This is a genomic window from Trinickia dabaoshanensis (genome assembly GCF_002879885.1).
In the GTDB taxonomy this organism is placed as follows: Bacteria; Pseudomonadota; Gammaproteobacteria; order Burkholderiales; family Burkholderiaceae; genus Trinickia; species Trinickia dabaoshanensis.
In genome coordinates this window covers 1-19,029 of record NZ_PNYA01000001.1, presented here as the reverse complement: position 1 = coordinate 19,029, position 19,029 = coordinate 1, and the positions used below count along the sequence as shown (strand labels likewise).

At 64.5% G+C, this 19,029-nt stretch carries 15 protein-coding genes and 1 pseudogene; 14 read left to right on the top strand and 2 right to left on the bottom strand.

Features of this window, described 5'->3' with window-relative positions; translation table 11 throughout:
* Nucleotides 1–136: 136 nt before the first annotated feature.
* Nucleotides 137–550 (bottom strand): hypothetical protein, encoded by a 414-nt coding sequence (locus tag C0Z18_RS00080; protein ID WP_102643656.1) that lies wholly within the window; start codon nt 548–550, stop codon nt 137–139.
* Between the two features lie 155 nt (nt 551–705).
* Here C0Z18_RS00080 and C0Z18_RS00075 point away from each other — a divergent pair, with 155 nt between their 5' ends.
* From C0Z18_RS00075 to C0Z18_RS00035, 9 genes and pseudogenes are all read left to right on the top strand, one after another.
* On the top strand, nt 706–3,243 hold the full coding sequence (locus tag C0Z18_RS00075) for a Lon protease family protein (RefSeq protein WP_233216752.1): 2,538 nt from the start codon (nt 706–708) through the stop codon (nt 3,241–3,243).
* Nucleotides 3,236–3,772: a hypothetical protein gene (locus tag C0Z18_RS00070; protein WP_102643337.1), complete on the top strand. Its 537-nt coding sequence runs from the start codon at nt 3,236–3,238 to the stop codon at nt 3,770–3,772. Before C0Z18_RS00075 ends, C0Z18_RS00070 begins: the two co-directional genes overlap by 8 nt.
* A 55-nt stretch (nt 3,773–3,827) precedes the next feature.
* Nucleotides 3,828–4,100, top strand: a pseudogene (locus C0Z18_RS00065) (AraC family transcriptional regulator); the annotation flags it as partial.
* Nucleotides 4,101–4,323: 223 nt separating this feature from the next.
* Nucleotides 4,324–5,733, top strand: a complete 1,410-nt coding sequence (locus C0Z18_RS00060) for a NarK family nitrate/nitrite MFS transporter (RefSeq protein ID WP_102643336.1) — start codon at nt 4,324–4,326, stop codon at nt 5,731–5,733.
* A 13-nt stretch (nt 5,734–5,746) separates the two neighbouring features.
* Nucleotides 5,747–9,544, top strand: a complete 3,798-nt coding sequence (locus C0Z18_RS00055) for a nitrate reductase subunit alpha (protein ID WP_102643335.1) — start codon at nt 5,747–5,749, stop codon at nt 9,542–9,544.
* Nucleotides 9,541–11,061, top strand: coding sequence for a nitrate reductase subunit beta (gene narH / locus C0Z18_RS00050; protein ID WP_102643334.1), 1,521 nt, complete (start codon nt 9,541–9,543; stop codon nt 11,059–11,061). Before C0Z18_RS00055 ends, narH begins: the two co-directional genes overlap by 4 nt.
* A gap of 2 nt (nt 11,062–11,063) precedes the next feature.
* Nucleotides 11,064–11,819, top strand: a complete 756-nt coding sequence (narJ, locus tag C0Z18_RS00045) for a nitrate reductase molybdenum cofactor assembly chaperone (RefSeq protein WP_102643333.1) — start codon at nt 11,064–11,066, stop codon at nt 11,817–11,819.
* Entirely contained in the window at nt 11,816–12,544 is a 729-nt protein-coding gene (gene narI / locus C0Z18_RS00040; protein ID WP_102643332.1) for a respiratory nitrate reductase subunit gamma, read from the top strand. The genes narJ and narI overlap by 4 nt, the downstream gene beginning before the upstream one ends.
* Before the next feature lie 71 nt (nt 12,545–12,615).
* Complete coding sequence (locus C0Z18_RS00035; protein WP_102643654.1) at nt 12,616–12,870, top strand: hypothetical protein; 255 nt, start codon at nt 12,616–12,618, stop codon at nt 12,868–12,870.
* A gap of 109 nt (nt 12,871–12,979) precedes the next feature.
* On the opposite strand, the gene C0Z18_RS33860 is transcribed toward C0Z18_RS00035, so the two are convergent.
* Nucleotides 12,980–13,516, bottom strand: a complete 537-nt coding sequence (locus C0Z18_RS33860) for an HPF/RaiA family ribosome-associated protein (protein ID WP_199189356.1) — start codon at nt 13,514–13,516, stop codon at nt 12,980–12,982.
* A 299-nt stretch (nt 13,517–13,815) separates the two neighbouring features.
* On the opposite strand from C0Z18_RS33860, the gene C0Z18_RS32570 reads away from it, so the two are divergent.
* From C0Z18_RS32570 to C0Z18_RS00005, 5 genes are all read left to right on the top strand, one after another.
* Nucleotides 13,816–14,028, top strand: coding sequence for a hypothetical protein (locus C0Z18_RS32570; RefSeq protein ID WP_146013899.1), 213 nt, complete (start codon nt 13,816–13,818; stop codon nt 14,026–14,028).
* Nucleotides 13,983–14,645 (top strand): dienelactone hydrolase family protein, encoded by a 663-nt coding sequence (locus C0Z18_RS00020; RefSeq protein WP_102643329.1) that lies wholly within the window; start codon nt 13,983–13,985, stop codon nt 14,643–14,645. Before C0Z18_RS32570 ends, C0Z18_RS00020 begins: the two co-directional genes overlap by 46 nt.
* A 186-nt stretch (nt 14,646–14,831) precedes the next feature.
* A complete protein-coding gene (locus tag C0Z18_RS00015; RefSeq protein ID WP_408646953.1) occupies nt 14,832–16,394 on the top strand; it encodes an efflux transporter outer membrane subunit in 1,563 nt (520 codons plus the stop codon).
* Nucleotides 16,378–17,451 (top strand): HlyD family secretion protein, encoded by a 1,074-nt coding sequence (locus C0Z18_RS00010; RefSeq protein ID WP_102643327.1) that lies wholly within the window; start codon nt 16,378–16,380, stop codon nt 17,449–17,451. Before C0Z18_RS00015 ends, C0Z18_RS00010 begins: the two co-directional genes overlap by 17 nt.
* Nucleotides 17,448–19,029 (top strand): ATP-binding cassette domain-containing protein (locus C0Z18_RS00005; protein ID WP_146013898.1); only part of this gene is annotated, 1,582 nt, incomplete at its 3' end. The genes C0Z18_RS00010 and C0Z18_RS00005, both read left to right, overlap by 4 nt.

Below are 19,029 nucleotides of genomic sequence, written 5' to 3'. Positions count from 1 at the left end.
AGGACCGCTAACGAAAGCGCGGGGCGAAGGCACGGCGTTCGTATGCCACGGCAGTTGGGGACGATCGGCGCAAGTTCAATCGCCCGGTGCGGCCCGATTGCTTCGGCCGGGGCTGCCGATCGCGGGTACCGTCGCGCTAGGCCGTGCGGCGCACGTCGAGGTCGCCGGAGTGGCCGTTCGGTACGGCCGCCGGCTTGCCAAACCAGGGCACGTCGGCCTGCAGCGAGGCGGCGTAGGCCGACCAACCCTGAGGATTGCCCGCAAAAAGGTGCTCGCGTACCGGCGCGGCCAATGCCGCATGGTCGAGCGGCGTTTCCAGCAGCAGTTGCGGCCATAGGCAAAACGCGCGTAGCGCGGCGGCGGCGAACTCCGGCACGGTCATCCGTTCGTATGCGTATTCGAGCAGCGGGACATCGGCCAAGAGCGGCTGACCTTCGATCAACTCGCCCAGCGTTTGCTCGAGGCCTTCATGCTCCATCAGCAGGCTGGCCGTGCGCAGCACGCCACCCAGGTGCAACAGCAAGGCCCGGCGTTCGTGATTCTCGTCCATGCGATGCTCCTTGCCGCAGCGATGCGGCCCTCGATTTTTCGTACGCGCCTCGGTGGCACGGGCCCACGGGACGATCATGACCATCGTAGACACCGGCAGCGAAGCGGCTGTTGATCGGCATCAAGCCGGGGAGTCGCCGCGAGGCGCGCGCTTGCTTGACGACGATCAAGGGCCGCCGCCGCCGGCGGGGCACGATGGATGGCATCGCTTCGTCCCCACTGGCTGCCATGACCCATACACTGCGTCTTACACCCGATTGCCTGCGCCGAACGTGCGATCCGAAGCATTTCGACTTCATTACGACCGAGGAGTTGCCGGAACCGGAAGAAATCGTCGGACAAGACCGCGCGCTCGAGGCGATCCGGGTCGGCGTCGGGATCGGGCACGACGGTTACAACTTGTTCGTGCTCGGCCCCACCGGAGCGGGTAAGCGCACGGTGCTCGAGCGGATCATCGGCGCGCGCGCGAAAGCCGAGCATGCGCCGGACGGTTGGTGCTACGTCAACGATTTCGAACAGCCGCACAAGCCGCATGCGCTGCGCTTGCCGCCGGGCCGCGCCACGACGTTGCACCATGAAATGGACCAACTCGTCGAGGAGTTGAAAGTCGTGATCCCGGCGACGTTCGAAAGCGATTCGTATCGCGCGCAGGCCGAGCGCATCGATACGGAGTTCAACGAGCGCCACGAACGGGCGTTCGCCGCGCTCGGCGACGAGGCCCAGCGGCACAACGTGGCGCTGATCCGCACGCCGATGGGCTTTTCGCTCGCGCCGATGCACGGCGGCGAGACGCTGAACGAGGAGCAATACGAAGCGTTGCCCCCCAATGAACGCGCAGCGATCGAGGCGAGCATCGGCGGGCTCAAAGAGCAACTCGAGAAATTGCTCCGGCAGGTGCCGGTATGGCACAAGGAGCGACGCGAGCGGATTCGCTCGCTGAATCGGGAAGTGGCGCTAGCGGCGGTGTCGCATTTGGTGGACGACGTCAAACGCGATTTCACCGATCTGCCGCTCGTCATGGCGTATCTGGACGCCGTGCAACTGGACGTGCTCGACAACGTCGACGCGTTTCGCAAAACGCCCGAGGGCGAGATGCCGGCCGGCGATTCGGTGTTCTCGCGCTATCGCGTCAACGTGCTGCTCGATCAAGAAGCGGCGATGGGCGCGCCGGTCGTCTTTCAAGACTTCCCGTCGTATCAAAACCTGATCGGCCGCGTCGAACATCGCGCCATGTTCGGCACGCTCGTCACCGACTTCACGTTGATCAAGCCCGGCGATCTGCATCGCGCGAACGGCGGCTACCTGCTGCTCGAGATGGACAAGGTATTGCGCCAGCCGTTCGCCTGGGAAGCGCTCAAGCGAGCGCTATTCAAGCGGGAAGTGCGCATCGAATCGCTGGCCGAAATGTTCAGCATGGTCAGCACCGTCTCGCTCGAGCCGGAACCGATCGCACTCGACGTCAAGGTCGTGCTGTTCGGCGATCGCTGGCTGTATTACATGCTCTACGAGCTCGATCCCGATTTCGCTCAGCTCTTCAAGGTACCGGCCGATTTCGAAGACGACCTGCCGCGCGACGGCGCGAATCACGCGCGCTACGCGCGCCTCGTGGCGTCGGTCGCGCGTTCGCATGGACTGCTGCCGTTGTCCCGTGACGCCGTGATGCGCGTCGTGGAGCAGCAGGCGCGCAATGCCGGCGATGCCGAAAAGCTCTCGCTGCATATGCGCACGCTGGCGGATTTGCTCCGCGAGGCCGACTTCCATGCGCGCGACCGTCAGGCGCAGGCGGTGGAACGGCAAGACGTGGTGCGGGCGATCGCCGCGCAGCTCGCGCGTCATGACCGCGTGCGCGAACACTTGCGCGAAGCGATGCTGCGCGGGACGCTCTTGATCGATACCGACGGCGCTCGCGCCGGACAAGTGAACGGTCTGTGGGTGACGCAGTTCGGCGGCGCGGCGTTCGGTCAGCCGGCCCGGATCACGGCACGCACGCATTTGGGCGAGGGCGAAGTCGTCGATATTCAGCGCGAGGCCAAGCTCGGCGGCAATATTCATTCCAAAGCCGTCATGACGCTCGCGGCCTATCTCACGGCGCGTTACTCCAGCACTCAGCCGCCATGCCTCGCGGCGAGCCTCACGTTCGAGCAGACTTACGGCGAAGTGGAGGGCGATAGCGCGTCGGTGGCGGAGTTGTGCGCACTCGTGTCGTCGCTCAGCGATGTCCCGATCAAGCAATCGCTCGCCGTGACGGGCTCGATCAACCAATACGGCGAAGTGCAAGCGATCGGCGGCGTGAACGAGAAGATCGAAGGCTTCTTCGATCTATGCGCGGCGAGGGGGCTGACGGGCGAGCAAGGCGTCGTCATCCCGCGCGCGAACATCAAGCATTTGATGCTGCGAGAAGATGTCGTCGAGGCTGCCGCGGCGGGGCGGTTTCACGTTTATGCGGTGGCGTCGGCGGACGAAGCCATCGAGTTGCTGACGGGTGTGCCGGCAGGCGTAGCCGATGCGCAAGGCGTGTTTGCGCCCGATAGCGTCAATGCGCGCGTGTGCGCGAAGCTCGCGACCTACGCCGCGGCCCGGCGCGCGTTCGCCCAACCGATGCGCGCAATGATGCTGCGCCACAAGTGGCACGCGGCGGCAAACAGTTACTCGCGCGCGAGCGCGAAGCCACATAAGGGAGATCGCGATGAATGAGCCGGCTGCCTATCTTGCGTATCAACCGGACGGCCCCGGGCTCGTGTGTGCCGTGATGGTGCTCGTCGATGGGCCCAATGTCTACGGTTGGTATGCGGGGCCCTCGCGAGGGCAGTACGTTTCGGCCTTTTTCATGCTCGAGCATTATTACTCGCCCCATGAAACGGCCTTTTATCGCACGATCGGCGATGACGTCTACGACGATTGGGTGCTCGCCTATCCACCGCGGGAAATCGAGCTTGGCGCGCGTTCGCCGCTGCCCGAGGGGGTAGGGCATGCGCTCGAACGCGCGCAAGACGCATTCGTTGCCGAATGGCTCGTTTACCGCGACGATCCGGCCAGTGCGGCCGATGTCGAGTGGTATCGCGCGCGCAACCTTCCGCTCGCGCATGCGGGCATTCGTTGCGACAAGCTGCCCAAGCTGACCGAGGCGCAACTGACGTGGACTTACGCGTCCCCCACGCTCGATTTGAACATCGTCGATTGCTTGCGTAAGCGCTGGCCGCTCGATTTCGCGCTCGCGGCTTGAGTGCTCGGCGTCCAGGGGTTCGCGGGATCGAGCGATAAGGGCGAGCCGGCCGGTGCTCGCCGATGTGCCCGCGTGCACCGATTTAACGACCAAACCTTGGGTGCAAGAAGCCGGTGTGGACGTCCTCGACGCGCCGTTCTTCGCACGCGGCAACATCGCCACGGCGGGCGGGTGTATGGCTTCGCCGTATCTCGCGGCGTGGATCATCGCGCGAACCGAAGGGGTGGAAGCGGCTCGCGCGGCGTTGCACTACGTCGCGCCGGTCAGCGAGAAAGAGCCTTACGTAGAGAACGCGTTCAAGCATCTTCTTCGATACCTGCCGCGTTGATCCGCCAACACGCATTTGACGCGCATCAAGCGCCGCCATCGACGCAACGGATCGCAGGCCGACAGGTTGTCGCATGAAATGTCACTTTGTGATGTAGTTGATTAGCATCAAGCCCCCGGATGGGCTGACCGGTTAGTTTGTGAACCGTCGGGGCGTGCGCGCGCCGGCGGCAACGTCGGGGGCATCGCCTCGACGTTCACAACGAATCGATAGGGGAACCGTCATGACCATCCGTTCGCTGACACAGCGAAGTGGCCACACGCTGGAAATCTGGACACCCGAGGACAAAGCGTTCTGGGAGCGCGAGGGCGAGGCCGTCGCCAAGCTCAATCTGTGGATCTCGGTGCCCGCGCTGTTCCTCGCTTTTGCAATCTGGCAGGTTTGGAGCGTCGTGGCCGTGAGCCTGCCCGCGCTCGGCTTCAAGTATTCGACCGACCAGCTCTTTTGGCTCGCTGCCGCCCCTGCGCTCAGCGGCGCCACGCTACGCATCTTCTATTCGTTCATGGTGCCGCTCGTCGGCGGTCGCAGATGGACGGCGATTTCGACGGCATCGCTGCTCGTACCCGCGCTCGGTATCGGCTTCGCGGTGCAGGACAACACCACACCCTACGGCACCATGCTCATGCTGGCGTTGCTGTGCGGCTTCGGCGGCGGCAACTTCAGCTCCAGCATGGCCAACATCAGCTTCTTCTTTCCGAAGGAGCGCAAAGGCTCGGCACTGGGCGTGAACGCCGGGCTCGGCAACCTCGGCGTATCGGTGGTGCAGTTCCTGAGCCCGCTCGTCGTGACCGCAGGCGTGCTCGGCATCTTCGGCGGGGCGCCGCAAACGATCGTCAAGGCCGGCCACACGTCGCAAGTCTGGATGCAAAACGCGGCCTTTATTTGGGTGCCGTGGATCGCGATCGCGTCGCTGGCCGCCTGGTTCGGCATGAACGACATCGCGGAGGCGAAAGCATCGTTCGCGGCCCAGGCCGCGATCTTCCGGCGCAAGCACAACTGGCTCATGTGCCTGCTCTATCTGGGCACCTTCGGTTCGTTCATCGGCTACGCCGCCGGCTTCCCGCTGCTGATCAAGAACGAGTTTCCCAGCGTCAATCCGCTCGCCTACGCATGGCTCGGACCGCTGATCGGCGCGATCGTGCGTCCGTTCGGAGGCTGGCTCGCCGACAAGCTCGGCGGGGCGCGCGTGACGATGTGGAACTTCGTGGTCATGGCGCTGGCCGTGGGCGGGGTGCTGTTCTTTCTGCCTTCGGGCCCGTCGGGCGGCAGCTTTGGCGGCTTCTTCCTCAGTTTTCTCGTGCTGTTTTTCACGACCGGCATCGGTAACGGCTCGACATTCCGCATGATTCCCGTGATCTTCCTCGCGTTGAACCTGAGCGAAGCCGGCTCGCGCGATCGCGAAGCGGTCGATGCCGCCACGCGCCAAGGCAACACGGAGGCGGCCGCCACGCTCGGTTTTTCCGCGGCCATGGCCGCCTATGGTGGCTTTTTCATTCCCAAGAGTTACGGCAGCGCCATCGCATTGACGGGAGGGCCCGAGGCGGCGCTGTATCTCTTCATCGCTTTTTACGTCGTATGCATTGCGGTCACGTGGTGGCAATACGCCCGCCGCGGCGCACCGATGCCTTGCTGATTTCGGAGCATCCATGAGTCATTTTCTCGATCGACTGATTCACTTCGCGCTGCCGTCCGAGCGCTTTTCGGAAGGACACGGCGTGACCACGGGCGAGGATCGCAAGTGGGAGGATGCCTACCGAAATCGCTGGTCGCACGACAAGATCGTGCGCAGCACGCACGGCGTGAACTGCACGGGCTCGTGCTCGTGGAAGATCTACGTGAAGGGCGGCATCGTGACGTGGGAGACGCAGCAGACGGACTACCCGCGCACGCGCTGGGACATGCCCAACCACGAGCCGCGCGGCTGCGCGCGCGGCGCGTCGTATTCGTGGTACCTGTATAGCGCCAATCGCGTCAAATACCCGATGGTACGCGGCCGCCTGCTCAAGCGTTGGCGCGCGGCCCTCGCGGTGCACGCCGATCCGGTCGATGCATGGGCCTCGATCGTCGAGGACGATGCCGCGCGGCGCGACTACCAACAGGTGCGCGGCATGGGTGGTTTCGTGCGCAGTAGCTGGGAGGAAGTGAATCGGCTCGTCGCCGCGGCCAATGTCTACACGATCAAGCGTCACGGGCCCGACCGCATCATCGGCTTTTCGCCGATTCCCGCGATGAGCATGGTCAGCTACGCGGCCGGCAGCCGCTATCTGAGCTTGATCGGCGGCGTATGCATGAGCTTTTACGATTGGTACTGCGATTTGCCGCCCGCGAGTCCGCAAGTGTGGGGCGAGCAGACCGACGTGCCCGAATCGGCCGACTGGTACAACTCGACCTTCATCATTGCCTGGGGCAGCAACGTCCCGCAAACGCGCACGCCCGACGCGCACTTCTTCACCGAGGTGCGTTACAAGGGGGCGAAGACGGTCGCGATCACCCCCGACTATAGCGAGGTCGCCAAGCTCGCCGATTTGTGGCTGCATCCGAAGCAAGGCACCGACGCCGCGCTCGCGATGGCGATGGGCCACGTCGTGCTGACTGAGTTCTTCTTCCGCACACGTAGCGCGTATTTCGACGACTACGTCCGCCGCTACACGGATATGCCGATGCTCGTCGTGTTGCAGCGGCACACGCTGCCGGACGGCCGCACGACGCTCGTTCCGGGCCGGTATGTGCGGGCGAGCGACTTCGAAGGGCAGCTCGGGCAGACCAACAATCCCGAATGGAAGACTGTGGCCTTCGATCGGTCGGGGCGCGTGGTGCTGCCGAACGGCTCGATCGGGTTCCGTTGGGGCGCCGAGGATCGCGACGACGCCGGCAAGTGGAATCTCGAAGAGAAGGAAGCGCAGGGCGGCGGGGCGACGAGCCTTAAGCTGTCGGTGCTCGAGGACGGCGCGCAGCCGCACGAGATCGTCGATGTCGCATTCCCGTATTTCGGCGGGGTGCACAACCCGCATTTCCCGGCAAACGAACAAGGCGGCCGCATCAACATCGCCCGCGTGCCGGCCGCGCGGCTGACGCTGGCGGGAGAAAACGGCGCGCAGGAAGCGTACGTGGCGACGGTGTTCGATTTGCAGGCCGCGCAATACGGCGTCGATCGCGGCCTCGGCAGCGGTGCATCGAGCTACGACGTCGACGCGGCTTATACGCCCGCGTGGGCCGAATCGATCACGGGCGTCGAGCGCTCGCAGATCGTCGCGCTGGCGCGTCAATTCGCGGAGAACGCCGACAAGACGCACGGCAAATCGATGGTCATCATCGGCGCCGCGATGAATCACTGGTACCACGCCGACATGAACTACCGCGGCGTCATCAACTTGTTGATGATGTGCGGCTGTATCGGCCGCAGCGGCGGGGGCTGGGCCCACTATGTCGGCCAAGAGAAGCTTCGCCCGCAAACGGGCTGGACGGCGCTCGCCTTCGCGCTCGATTGGTCGCGTCCGTCGCGCCAGATGAACGGCACGAGCTTCTTTTACGCGCATACGGATCAATGGCGCTACGAGAAATTGAGCCCCGGCGAAATCGTTTCGCCGCTGGCCGATGCGGCCAAGTTCGGCTCGAGCATGATCGACTACAACGTGCGCGCCGAGCGTATGGGCTGGCTGCCGAGCGCGCCGCAATTGAAGACGAACCCGCTACGGCTCGCGGCTCAGGCGAAGGCGGCCGGTCAGGGCATCGGCGAGTACGTGGCGCAGGGGCTCACGAACGGCAGCTTGCAGATGAGCTGCGAGGACCCCGATGCCCCCGAGAACTGGCCGCGCAACATGTTCGTGTGGCGTTCGAACTTGCTGGGCTCGTCCGGTAAGGGGCACGAGTACTTCTGCAAGCACTTGCTCGGCACGAGCAACGGCGTGCAGGGCAAGGATTTGGGCCCGAGCGATGCGAAGCCGAGCGAGGTGAATTGGCACGACGAAGCCCCCGAAGGCAAGCTCGACCTGCTCGTGACGCTCGACTTCCGGATGAGCACCACGTGTCTGTATTCCGACATCGTGCTGCCCACCGCGAGCTGGTACGAAAAGAACGACTTGAATACGAGCGACATGCATCCGTTCATCCACCCGCTCTCCGCGGCCGTGGACCCGGTATGGCAAGCGCGTTCGGATTGGGAAATCTACAAGGGATTCGCGCAGGCATTCAGCGACGTGTGCGGCAGCCATTTGGGCGTCGAGCAGGACGTGGTCATGACGCCGCTCATGCACGATACGCCCGCCGAGCTGGCGCAGCCGTTCGACGTGCGCGAATGGCACAAGGGCGAATGCGCGCTGGTGCCGGGCAAGACGGCGCCGCAGGTGACGCTCGTCGAACGCGACTATCCGAATCTGTACAAGCGCTTCACGGCGCTCGGGCCGCTCATGTCGAAAGTGGGCAACGGCGGCAAGGGTATCGCCTGGCAGACCGAGGCCGAGGTTCGGCAGCTGGGCGAACTGAACGGCTTCACCGAAGAGGCGGGCGTAACGAACGGCATGCCGCGCATCGTGACCGATATCGACGCGTGCGAAGTCATCTTGCAACTCGCGCCGGAGACGAACGGTCATGTCGCCGTCAAGGCTTGGGAGGCCCTGTCGAAAGCGACCGGCCGCGATCACACGCATTTGGCGTTGCCGCGCGAGGACGAAAAAATCCGCTATCGCGACGTGCAGGCGCAGCCGCGCAAAATCATCAGTTCGCCGACTTGGAGCGGCATCGAAAGCGAGACGGTCAGCTACAACGCCGGCTATACGAACGTCTATGAGTTGATCCCATGGCGAACGCTCACGGGGCGGCAGCAGTTCTATCAGGACCACCCCTGGATGATCGCGTTCGGCGAAGGTTTTTCGAGCTACCGTCCGCCGGTGGATATGAAGGCGACGGACTTGATGAACGGCGCGAAGCCGAACGGCAACACCGAAATCGTGCTGAATTTCATCACGCCGCACCAGAAGTGGGGCATTCACAGCACCTACAGCGACAACTTGCTGATGCTCACGCTCAATCGCGGCGGGCCCGTCGTCTGGCTCAGCGAGGACGACGCCCGCCGCGCGGGGATCGAGGACAACGATTGGATCGAGCTGTTCAACGTCAACGGCGCGATCTCGGCGCGAGCCGTGGTGAGCCAGCGCGTGAACCCGGGCATGGTGCTCATGTATCACGCGCAGGAAAAAATCATCAACACGCCGGGTTCCGAAATCACCGGGGTGCGAGGCGGTATCCATAACTCGGTCACGAGAATCGTGCTCAAGCCCACGCACATGATCGGCGGCTACGCGCAATTGAGTTACGGCTTCAACTATTACGGAACGATCGGCACGAATCGCGACGAGTTCGTCGTCGTGCGCAAGATGCGCCGCGTGGATTGGCTCGACGAGAGCACCGCGGGCAGCGCAGTGCAAACGCAAGGAGCAGGACAATGAAAGTGCGCGCCCAAATCGGCATGGTGCTCAATCTGGACAAGTGCATCGGATGCCATACATGCAGCGTAACGTGCAAGAACGTCTGGACCAACCGGCCCGGGGTGGAATACGCGTGGTTCAACAACGTCGAAACGAAGCCCGGTGTCGGCTACCCGAAACAATGGGAGAACCAGGAGAAGTGGAACGGCGGCTGGATTCGTAAGAAGGACGGATCGATCGAACCGCGCCAAGGCGGCAAGCTCAAGGTCCTCTCGAAGATTTTCGCCAATCCGAATCTGCCGCAGATCGACGACTACTACGAACCGTACACGTTCGATTACGATCATCTGCAAAGCGCACCCGAGATGAAGGCCGCGCCCACCGCCAAGCCGCGCAGCTTGATCACGGGGCAGCCGATGGAGAAGATCACGGGCGGGCCGAACTGGGAGGAGATCCTCGGCGGCGAATTCTCGAAGCGCAGTAAGGACAGTAATTTCGAGCAGATCCAGAAAGACATCTACGGACAGTTCGAAAACACGTTCATGATGTATTTGCCGCGGCTGTGCGAGCACTGCCTGAACCCGGCATGCGTGGCGTCCTGCCCATCGGGATCGATCTACAAGCGCGAGGAAGACGGCATCGTCCTGATCGACCAGGACAAGTGCCGCGGATGGCGCATGTGCGTGAGCGGCTGCCCCTACAAGAAGATCTACTACAACTGGAAGACGGGCAAAGCCGAGAAGTGCATCTTCTGCTATCCGCGTATCGAGGCGGGACAGCCTACCGTCTGTTCGGAAACCTGCGTCGGCCGGATTCGCTACCTGGGCGTGCTGCTCTACGACGCCGATCGCATCGAGGCGGCAGCGAGCGTCGAAGACGAGAAGGCACTCTATCAAGCGCAACTCGATGTGTTCCTCGACCCGAACGATCCCGAGGTGATCGAGGCGGCGCGTCGCGACGGCGTGCCCGAAAACTGGCTGCAAGCGGCGCGTACGAGCCCGGTGTACAAGATGGCCGTCGATTGGCAAGTGGCGTTGCCGCTGCACCCCGAGTACCGCACGCTGCCGATGGTCTGGTACGTGCCGCCGCTCTCGCCGATCACCGGTGCGGCGCAGGCCGGCCATATCGGCGCGAACGGGGCGATTCCCGACGTGAGCCAGCTTCGCATCCCCGTGAAGTACTTGGCCAACTTGTTGACCGCCGGCGACGAGGGCCCCGTCGTGCGGGCGCTCGAACGAATGCTCGCGATGCGCGCCTATCAGCGCGCGAAGCACGTGGACGGCGTCACCGACGATTCCGTGCTGCGGCAAGTGGGCTTGAGCGTGGAGACGATGGAGCACATGTACCGCGTGATGGCGATCGCCAACTACGAAGACCGGTTCGTTATCCCCACCTCGCACCGCGAGTATGCGGAGAACGCGTTCGATATGCGCGGCGGCTGCGGCTTCAGCTTCGGCAACGGCTGCAACCATGGCGACGAGCCCAGCCTGTTCGGCGGCGAAGGCAAGCGCACGATTCCGATCAAGGTGGAGAACTGATCATGGGGCAATACGATCGAGAACAACGCGCGTTCGCGACGACGCTGCGCGCGCTGTCCTACCTGATGCGTTACCCGGATACGCAATGGCGCAGTCACCTCGACGAAGTGGGCGAGGCCATCGTCGACGCCAATGCGCTGAGCCACGCTCGTCTCGAACGAGTCGGGGCGCTGATCGAGCAGATTCGGCAAGCCGATGCGCTCGACGCCGAAGCGGCTTACGTCGAATTGTTCGATCGGGGCCGCGGCACCGCGCTGCATCTGTTCGAGCACGTGCACGGCGACTCGCGCGAGCGCGGGCCGGCGATGCTCGACCTGATCGCCACGTACGAGCAAGCGGGTCTTGCGATGCGGACCGACGAGCTGCCCGACCATCTGACGGTACTGCTCGAATATGCGTCCACGCAGCCGCGTGAAGCGGCCGTAGCGTTGCTCGGCGAGGTCGCCCATATCTTGCGGCGCATCCACGGCGCCGTCGATAAACGCGGCAGCGCCTATGCGGCCGTGCTCGGTGCGCTGCTCGAACTCGCGGGCAAGCGCGCGGATGCGCTCGAGCCCGCGCTCGAAGCCGAAGCCGAACCCGATCTGGACGAAACGTGGCAGGAACCCGCGGCGTTCGACGGCTGCGGCAATCAAGGTCAACAGGGCGGGCAAAGCCAAGCCGTGGCGGGGCAGCCACAGCCGGTGCGCATCGTGCGCCGCGCGCCCAACGCCGAATCACCCGCAGCGCATAGCGCCGCCCAAGGAGCACGGGCATGAGCAACGCATTCGATACCTTCTTTTTCTCGGTTTATCCGTACATCTGCTTGTCGATCTTTCTGCTCGGCAGCCTGGCCCGGTTCGAGCGGGCGCAATACACCTGGAAGAGCGATTCGTCGCAGTTGCTGCGGCATGCTCAATTGCGCTGGGGCAGCAATCTCTTCCATATCGGCGTGCTGTTCCTGCTGTTCGGACACACCGTGGGTTTGCTGACGCCGCACGCGTTGTACTCGGCGTTCATCACGGCCTCGCAAAAGCAGATGCTGGCGATCGTCTCGGGCGGCGTTGCCGGGACGCTGTGTTTCGTCGGGTTGACGATGCTGCTGCATCGGCGCTTGTTCGATCCGCGCATCCGAAAAACGAGCCGTTCGACCGATATCGCGATTTTGGCCGTGCTCTGGGTGCAGCTTTGCCTCGGGCTGCTTACGCTGCCGTTTTCGTATGCTCAGCGCGCCGACGCGCACGAAATGCTGATGCTGGCCGATTGGGCCCAGCGGATCGTCACGTTGCGGCCGGATGCGAGCGCGATGGCCTCGGTGCTGTGGCCGTTCAAGCTGCATTTGATTCTGGGCATGACGGTGTTCTTGCTGTTTCCGTTCACGCGCCTCGTGCATATTTGGAGCGGGTTCGGTACGCTAGCTTATGCGCTGCGTCCGTATCAATTGGTGCGCTCGCGCCGCTTGGGTCCGGTGGCGCGGCGCAACGGGGTGCGGCGCGGATTTTGAGCACGTGACGGCTCGGCGCCGCCTCGCGCCGACGTCCTTCTAGTCTCGTGAACGTCGATTGGAGAAGCATGATGAGTGCCAACTCGAGTCCCCAATTGCCGGCTGCCACGGCTAGCGATATCCGTGGAATCGTCGGTCCGCTGGAAGATGAAGTGATTGCGCGAATCGTGGAGGTGGGCGCGACGAGCGCCGAAGTGCTCGATGCCTACACGCGCTATCGATCGGATCAATTGCAGGAAAAAAAGCTCGAGTACGAACTGCATGGGAAGGCGGCGCGCGTCTTCGATATCTTGCAAGCGGAAGAGTCCGACGACGAGCCGGGTTGATGGCGATCGATCCCGGCTCGATCGAATGACCGCAGCCGCCGTGTGCGAAGCGCGGCTGCGCCTGGCTTGTTGCCCTATGCCGCGAAGCGCATTGCGGCGCTGCGCGCGTTCAACGAGCGTCTTTACACACGCGCTTGGCCTGGCGGCCCTCGCCGGCGACTTCGCCGATGAAGTGCACGTGCGTGCCGACCGCTACCTCGCCGAAGTCGAGGTCGGCTAGGTTATCGGGACCGAAGTAAAAGTCCTCCTCCGCGGCCGTTCTGATGAACCCGAATCGGTGCTCGCGATTCACGCTGACGACGATGCCATGCAAGGGCTCGGCGTGCGTTTTGACTTGGCCGCGCAGTTTCCGTACCACGTCTTCGAGTTGTCGCGAGGTAGCGTCGAAGGCGTCGCGCAGTGCCACGTACACATCTTCATGCGCCTCGCGATTCGAGACGATTTCGTGGCCCGGCATCGTGAGATCGATCCGGACCGCGAACGGCTTGCCTTGATGCTTGTGCTTCTCGTCGCAAACGATACGAACGCTGCAACGCATGAGTTCGCCGTAGTACCGATCGAGCTTGGCCGCATGCTTTTTCACCGCGGCTTCGATGGCCTCCGAGCGTTCGAGGCCTTCGAAGAAGATCTCCAAAGGTAGTTTCATGATGGTTCCCGTTGATGGAATAAGCCATGCCCGCTCACGCGCATCGCCGGGGCCGGGCCCGGCGCGCGTCAGTGTCTCCATTTTTCGCCCGGGTGGGCGAGCGTGAGTTGATGCCGATCAACGGGAGCGGGTTCATCGAATTGGACGATTGCCGCAATCGATGCGCGTCTCGAGAGGATCTCGCGCGGCCATACGAAAGCGCGCGGCGCTCGCCGCCTTCCGGCCTTGACGTTCGTCAACGAGGCGATGCGCGCGAAGCCTAGACTGGTTCGAACGAGCTTCGGTACGAGCGATGAACGATGGCCAAGCGAATCGTATTCCTCTGCTTTCTGACGCTGCCCGGCGCATTCGTCGTGCTTGCCGTGTTGTGCCTGCATCCGCGTTGCCGGGCACGAATCGCAGCCTGCGCGGGCGGTGCGCGCTTGATGCGCATCGCCCGCGCCACCGTGCATTTCGGGAGCTTCGCATGCAAACGCAAGAAGTCGATGTCTCGGACGATTACGTCCAACTGAAAGGCCTGCTGACCGTTACGCCCGAGTCACGCGCGATCGTCGTGTTCGCGCACGGCAGCGGCAGCAGCCGGCTGAGTCCGCGCAATCAAGACGTCGCGCAGGTGCTCGAGCAGGCAGGGTTCGCCACGTTGCTGTTCGACTTGCTGACTGCGCAAGAACACGCGCTCGACGTCGTATCGGCCGAGTACCGCTTCAACATCGCGCTGCTCGCGCGCCGGCTCGAGGGCGCGCTCGACTGGCTGCGCACGCGCGCCGATACCCGTTCGTTGCGCATCGGCCTGTTCGGCGCGAGCACCGGCGCCTCGGCGGCACTGGTCGCTGCCGCCGCAAGGCAAGGCGAGGTCAAAGCGATCGTCTCGCGCGGCGGGCGGCCGGATCTTGCCCGCGAGGCGCTGGCTCATGTCGCGGCCCCGACGCTGCTCATCGTCGGCGAACTCGACGACGAGGTCATCCGCCTGAACCGGCTCGCGGCCGCGCAAATGCATTGCGAGCATCGCATCGCGATCGTGCCGGGCGCGACGCATTTGTTCGAGGAGCCGGGGACACTCGAGGAGGCCGCGCATCTCGCGCGCGATTGGTTCGTCTCGAAGCTCGGCGAGCCGCAGCCACAGCTTTAGCGTTAGCGCGACCGGCTTTGCCCGGCCGGCAAGGCGAAGGACGGTTCACGCTTGACGTGGATCAAGACGGGCCTAGGGTTTCCTCGGATATAAAGGGCCTGCGGCGCGAACGAACGATCGTACGAACCGCGCGAAAGATCCACCGGTTCGAGACCGGGTCATCGTCAACGCAACCCGAAACCCGCCATGCGCCAATCCGCGTCATCCGAGCACGAGCACGAACATGCGCGAGCGTCGCGTAGTCGGATCGGTCGCTCATCCGTTCGGTGGATGTTCGCGGTCGCTTGGACGTTCGTGTCGGCGGGATGCATCTCGCTCGCCCCTCAGTACACGCGTCCCGCCATGCCGGTGCCGGCGAGCTATCCGGCCGACACGGTACCGAGCGGGCCCAAGGCGGTCGATGGCGCCGATGCCGCCGCCGCTCCCACGCTGCCCGACTGGCAAGACTACTTTCTCGATCCGCGTTTGCGCGCGCTCATCGGCGAGGCGCTGGCGAACAACCGCGACTTGCGCATCGCGTCGGCCCGCATCGACGAGGCGGGCGCGATCGTGGGCCTTCGTCGCGCCGCGCAGTTTCCCGCGATCGACGCAACGGCCACGGCGGCTCGTTTTCGCTTGCCGGCGGGGCTGCTGAGCCCCCGGCCGGTCGTTGGCGATCTATACGACGCCGGCCTCCTGCAAAGTAGTTGGGAAATCGACTTGTGGGGCCGCGTGCGTAACGCAAAGGCGGCCGCGCTCGAATCGTTGTATGCGGCCGAATCGACGCGCAGGGCGGTGACCTTGAGCTTGATCGCGCATGTGGCCGACACGTATTTCGGCCTGTGCGAATTGGACGAACGCTTGGCGTTCACGCGCGAGACGATCGCGAGCCGGGAGCGTTCCCGGCATATCTTCGCGCGGCGCTACGAGGTAGGCGCCACGTCCAAGCTCGATCTCGAGCAGTCCGAAATATTGCTGGAGCAAGCGCGCACGCTCGAAGCGCAGCTTGCGCAGGCGCGCGCCGCGCAAGCGCATGCATTGGATGCACTCGTCGGCGCACCCGCGAACGTGCAAACGCGCGACCAGCCGCTGGACGACGCGGCCGTCATGTCTTCGCTCGAAGCGGGACTGCCGTCCTCGCTGCTCGAGGCGCGGCCCGACATCGTGGCCGCGGAGCATCGGCTGCGCGCGGCGAACGCGAATATCGGCGCGGCGCGCGCAGCCTTCTTTCCGCGCATCGCCTTGACGAGTTCATACGGCAGCAGCAGTGGCGAACTCGGCAATTTGTTTTCCTCGAGCGCCGGGACGTGGGCCTTCGTACCGAACCTCGCGTTGCCGATCTTCGACGCGGGCCGCAACCGTTCCAATCTCGCGCTGGCGAAAGCGCAGCGCGAGGAAGCGACGGCGCAGTACGAGCAGGCGATACAAAACGCGTTTCGCGACGTCGCCGATGCCTTGTCGGCTACCGACTGGCTCGGCACGCAAGTGCGAACGGCGCGCGCGACGCTCGATGCACAGACGGAGCGGGCGCGTCTGGCGCGTTTGCGATACGACGACGGCGTGACGCCGTTCCTCGAAGTGCTCGATGCGCAGCGCGATTGGCTCAATGCCGAGCAGCAACTCGTGCAAACCCGCCGGGCGCTGCTCTCGAGCCGCGTCGCGCTCTATACGGCGCTTGGCGGCGCCACCGCAACCGCGGACCGCGCGAAGGATGCCGGTGGCGTCGCGGCCGTGCCCAACACCCTCACACATCATGAAAATCACGAATAAATCCGCGCTGATCGCGCTTGGGGTAGCGGCGGCCATCGCGCTTGCCGGCGGCTACGCATGGCTGCACTGGCGCAATACGGGGCCGGGCGACGGCTTCGCGAGCGGCAACGGCCGCATCGAAGCGACCGAAATCGACGTGGCGACGAAGCTGCCCGGCCGCATCGACGACATCTTCGTCGACGAAGGCGACTTCGTCAAAGCTGGCCAGCCGCTCGCGAAGATGGAGGTGCAATCGCTCGATGCGCAACTCGACGAAGCCCGCGCGCGCGAGCAAGAAGCCGTCAATACGGTGGCGAGCGTGGCGGCGCTGGTCGTGCAGCGCGAGAGCGACAAGATCGCGGCGCAGTCGATCGTCACGCAGCGCGCAAGCGAGCTCGATGCGGCGAGCCGCCGGTTGGCGCGGTCGGAAACGCTCTCGCGCGAGGGGGCCTCGTCGATGCAAGAGCGCGACGACGATCGTGCGAGGGTACGCGGCATGGAGGCCACGGTGCGTGCGGCCCAGGCTCAAGTCGCGGCCGCGCAAGCGGCGATCGATGCGACTCGCGCGCAGCTCGTCGCGGCCCGTTCGACGGTGGCGGCGGCCAAAGCCACGGTCCAGCGCGTGCAGTCCGAAATCGACGACAGCCGGCTCGTGGCGCCGCGAGACGGGCGCGTACAGTATCGTGTGGCGCAGGCGGGGGAAGTGCTGCCGGCCGGCGGCAAGGTGCTCAATCTCGTCGATTTGTCCGACGTGTACATGACGTTCTTCTTGCCCGAGACCGTGGCGGGCAAGGTGGCGATGGGGGCCGACGTGCATCTCGTGCTCGACGCGGCCCCGCAATACGTCATTCCGGCGACCGTATCGTTCGTCTCCAGTACCGCGCAATTCACGCCGAAAACCGTGGAGACGCAAAGCGAGCGCGAAAAGCTCATGTTTCGCGTGAAGGCACGCATTAGCCGCGATTTGCTGCTGCGGCATTTGAAGATCGTCAAGACGGGTGTGCCCGGTGTCGCTTGGGTCAAGGTCGATCCGGCCGCCGTCTGGCCCAAGCAACTCGAAGTCAGGGTACCGCAGTGACCGGGTTCGCGGATACGACGAGCGTCGACGCCGGCGACGAGCTCGCGCAGGGCGGGCCGAGTGTCGTCAGCCTGCGCAACGTCTCGTTGCGCTACGGCAAGAGCGTCGCGCTCGAGGACGTGACGATCGACATTCCGGCGGGCAAGATCGTAGGGCTCATCGGCCCGGACGGGGTGGGCAAATCGAGCTTGCTCGCGCTCGTCTCGGGCGCCCGCGCGATTCAGTCCGGTGCCGTGCACGCGTTAGGCGGCGACATGGGCTCGGCGCGCCATCGCGAAACGGTGTGTCCGAACATCGCCTATATGCCGCAGGGGCTCGGCAAGAATCTTTACGCGACGCTTTCCGTCGAGGAGAACCTGCAGTTTTTCGCGCGCTTATTCGGACATGGTGCCGACGAGCGCCGCCGCCGCATCGACACGTTGACGCATAGCACAGGGCTCTATCCGTTTTTGTCGCGTCCCGCGGGGAAGCTGTCGGGAGGCATGAAGCAAAAGCTCGGGTTGTGCTGCGCGTTGATCCACGACCCGGATCTCCTGATCCTCGACGAGCCGACGACCGGTGTCGATCCGCTCGCACGCGCGCAGTTTTGGAATTTGATCTCGACGTTGCGCGCGATGCGTCCGGCGATGACCGTCATCGTTGCGACCGCTTATATGGACGAAGCCGCGCGGCTCGAATGGCTCGTGGCGATGGACGCGGGGCGCGTGCTGGCGACGGGCACGCCGCAGGCGCTGCTCGAGCGTACGCAGGCCCAAACGCTCGAGCAAGCCTTCATCGCGCTCCTGCCCGAAGCCAAACGGCGCGATCATAAGCCGGTCGTCGTGGAACCTTGGCGTGGGGGCGAGGGCGACGAAGCGGCGATCGAAGCCGAAGGCTTGACGATGCGCTTCGGCGATTTCGTCGCGGTCGATCATGTGAGCTTCCGCATTCGCCGCGGTGAGATATTCGGTTTCCTCGGCTCGAACGGCTGCGGCAAATCGACGACGATGAAGATGCTCACGGGCTTGCTCAGCGCGACCGAGGGCACGGCGACGCTGTTCGGCCGCCACGTCGATGCGGGCGATCTCGATACGCGGCGCCGCGTCGGCTACATGTCGCAGGCGTTCTCGCTCTACAACGAACTGACGGTCCGTCAGAACCTCGTGTTGCACGCGCGGCTCTTTCAGGTCGATCCGGCGCGCATCGACGAGCGCGTGGGCGAGATGAGCGAGCGCTTCGGGTTGACGGGGGTGCTCGATGCGCTGCCCGAGCGATTGCCGCTCGGGATCCGCCAGCGGTTGTCGCTAGCGGTGGCGATGGTGCACCGGCCCGAGATGTTGATTCTCGACGAGCCGACCTCGGGGGTGGACCCCGTGGCGCGCGACGATTTTTGGCGCTTGATGATCGATCTGGCCCGGCGCGACCGCGTGACGATCTTCATTTCGACGCACTTTATGAACGAAGCCGCGCGCTGCGATCGGATTTCGCTGATGCACGCGGGCCGCGTGTTGGCGAGCGGTCCGCCGGCGCAACTCGTGAAGGAGCGTGGCGCGCGCACGCTCGAGGAGGCGTTCGTCGGGTACTTGATCGATGCGGGCG

What these genes read in the sequence shown, in the direction of transcription:
- C0Z18_RS00080 (WP_102643656.1), bottom strand. Translation starts at nt 550, where the DNA reads ATGGACGAGAATCACGAACGCCGGGCCTTGCTGTTGCACCTGGGTGGC.
- C0Z18_RS00070 (WP_102643337.1), top strand. Translation starts at nt 3,236, where the DNA reads ATGAATGAGCCGGCTGCCTATCTTGCGTATCAACCGGACGGCCCCGGG.
- C0Z18_RS00060 (WP_102643336.1), top strand. Translation starts at nt 4,324, where the DNA reads ATGACCATCCGTTCGCTGACACAGCGAAGTGGCCACACGCTGGAAATC.
- C0Z18_RS00055 (WP_102643335.1), top strand. Translation starts at nt 5,747, where the DNA reads ATGAGTCATTTTCTCGATCGACTGATTCACTTCGCGCTGCCGTCCGAG.
- narH (WP_102643334.1), top strand. Translation starts at nt 9,541, where the DNA reads ATGAAAGTGCGCGCCCAAATCGGCATGGTGCTCAATCTGGACAAGTGC.
- narJ (WP_102643333.1), top strand. Translation starts at nt 11,064, where the DNA reads ATGGGGCAATACGATCGAGAACAACGCGCGTTCGCGACGACGCTGCGC.
- narI (WP_102643332.1), top strand. Translation starts at nt 11,816, where the DNA reads ATGAGCAACGCATTCGATACCTTCTTTTTCTCGGTTTATCCGTACATC.
- C0Z18_RS00035 (WP_102643654.1), top strand. Translation starts at nt 12,616, where the DNA reads ATGAGTGCCAACTCGAGTCCCCAATTGCCGGCTGCCACGGCTAGCGAT.
- C0Z18_RS33860 (WP_199189356.1), bottom strand. Translation starts at nt 13,516, where the DNA reads ATGAAACTACCTTTGGAGATCTTCTTCGAAGGCCTCGAACGCTCGGAG.
- C0Z18_RS32570 (WP_146013899.1), top strand. Translation starts at nt 13,816, where the DNA reads ATGGCCAAGCGAATCGTATTCCTCTGCTTTCTGACGCTGCCCGGCGCA.
- C0Z18_RS00020 (WP_102643329.1), top strand. Translation starts at nt 13,983, where the DNA reads ATGCAAACGCAAGAAGTCGATGTCTCGGACGATTACGTCCAACTGAAA.
- C0Z18_RS00015 (WP_408646953.1), top strand. Translation starts at nt 14,832, where the DNA reads ATGCGCCAATCCGCGTCATCCGAGCACGAGCACGAACATGCGCGAGCG.
- C0Z18_RS00010 (WP_102643327.1), top strand. Translation starts at nt 16,378, where the DNA reads ATGAAAATCACGAATAAATCCGCGCTGATCGCGCTTGGGGTAGCGGCG.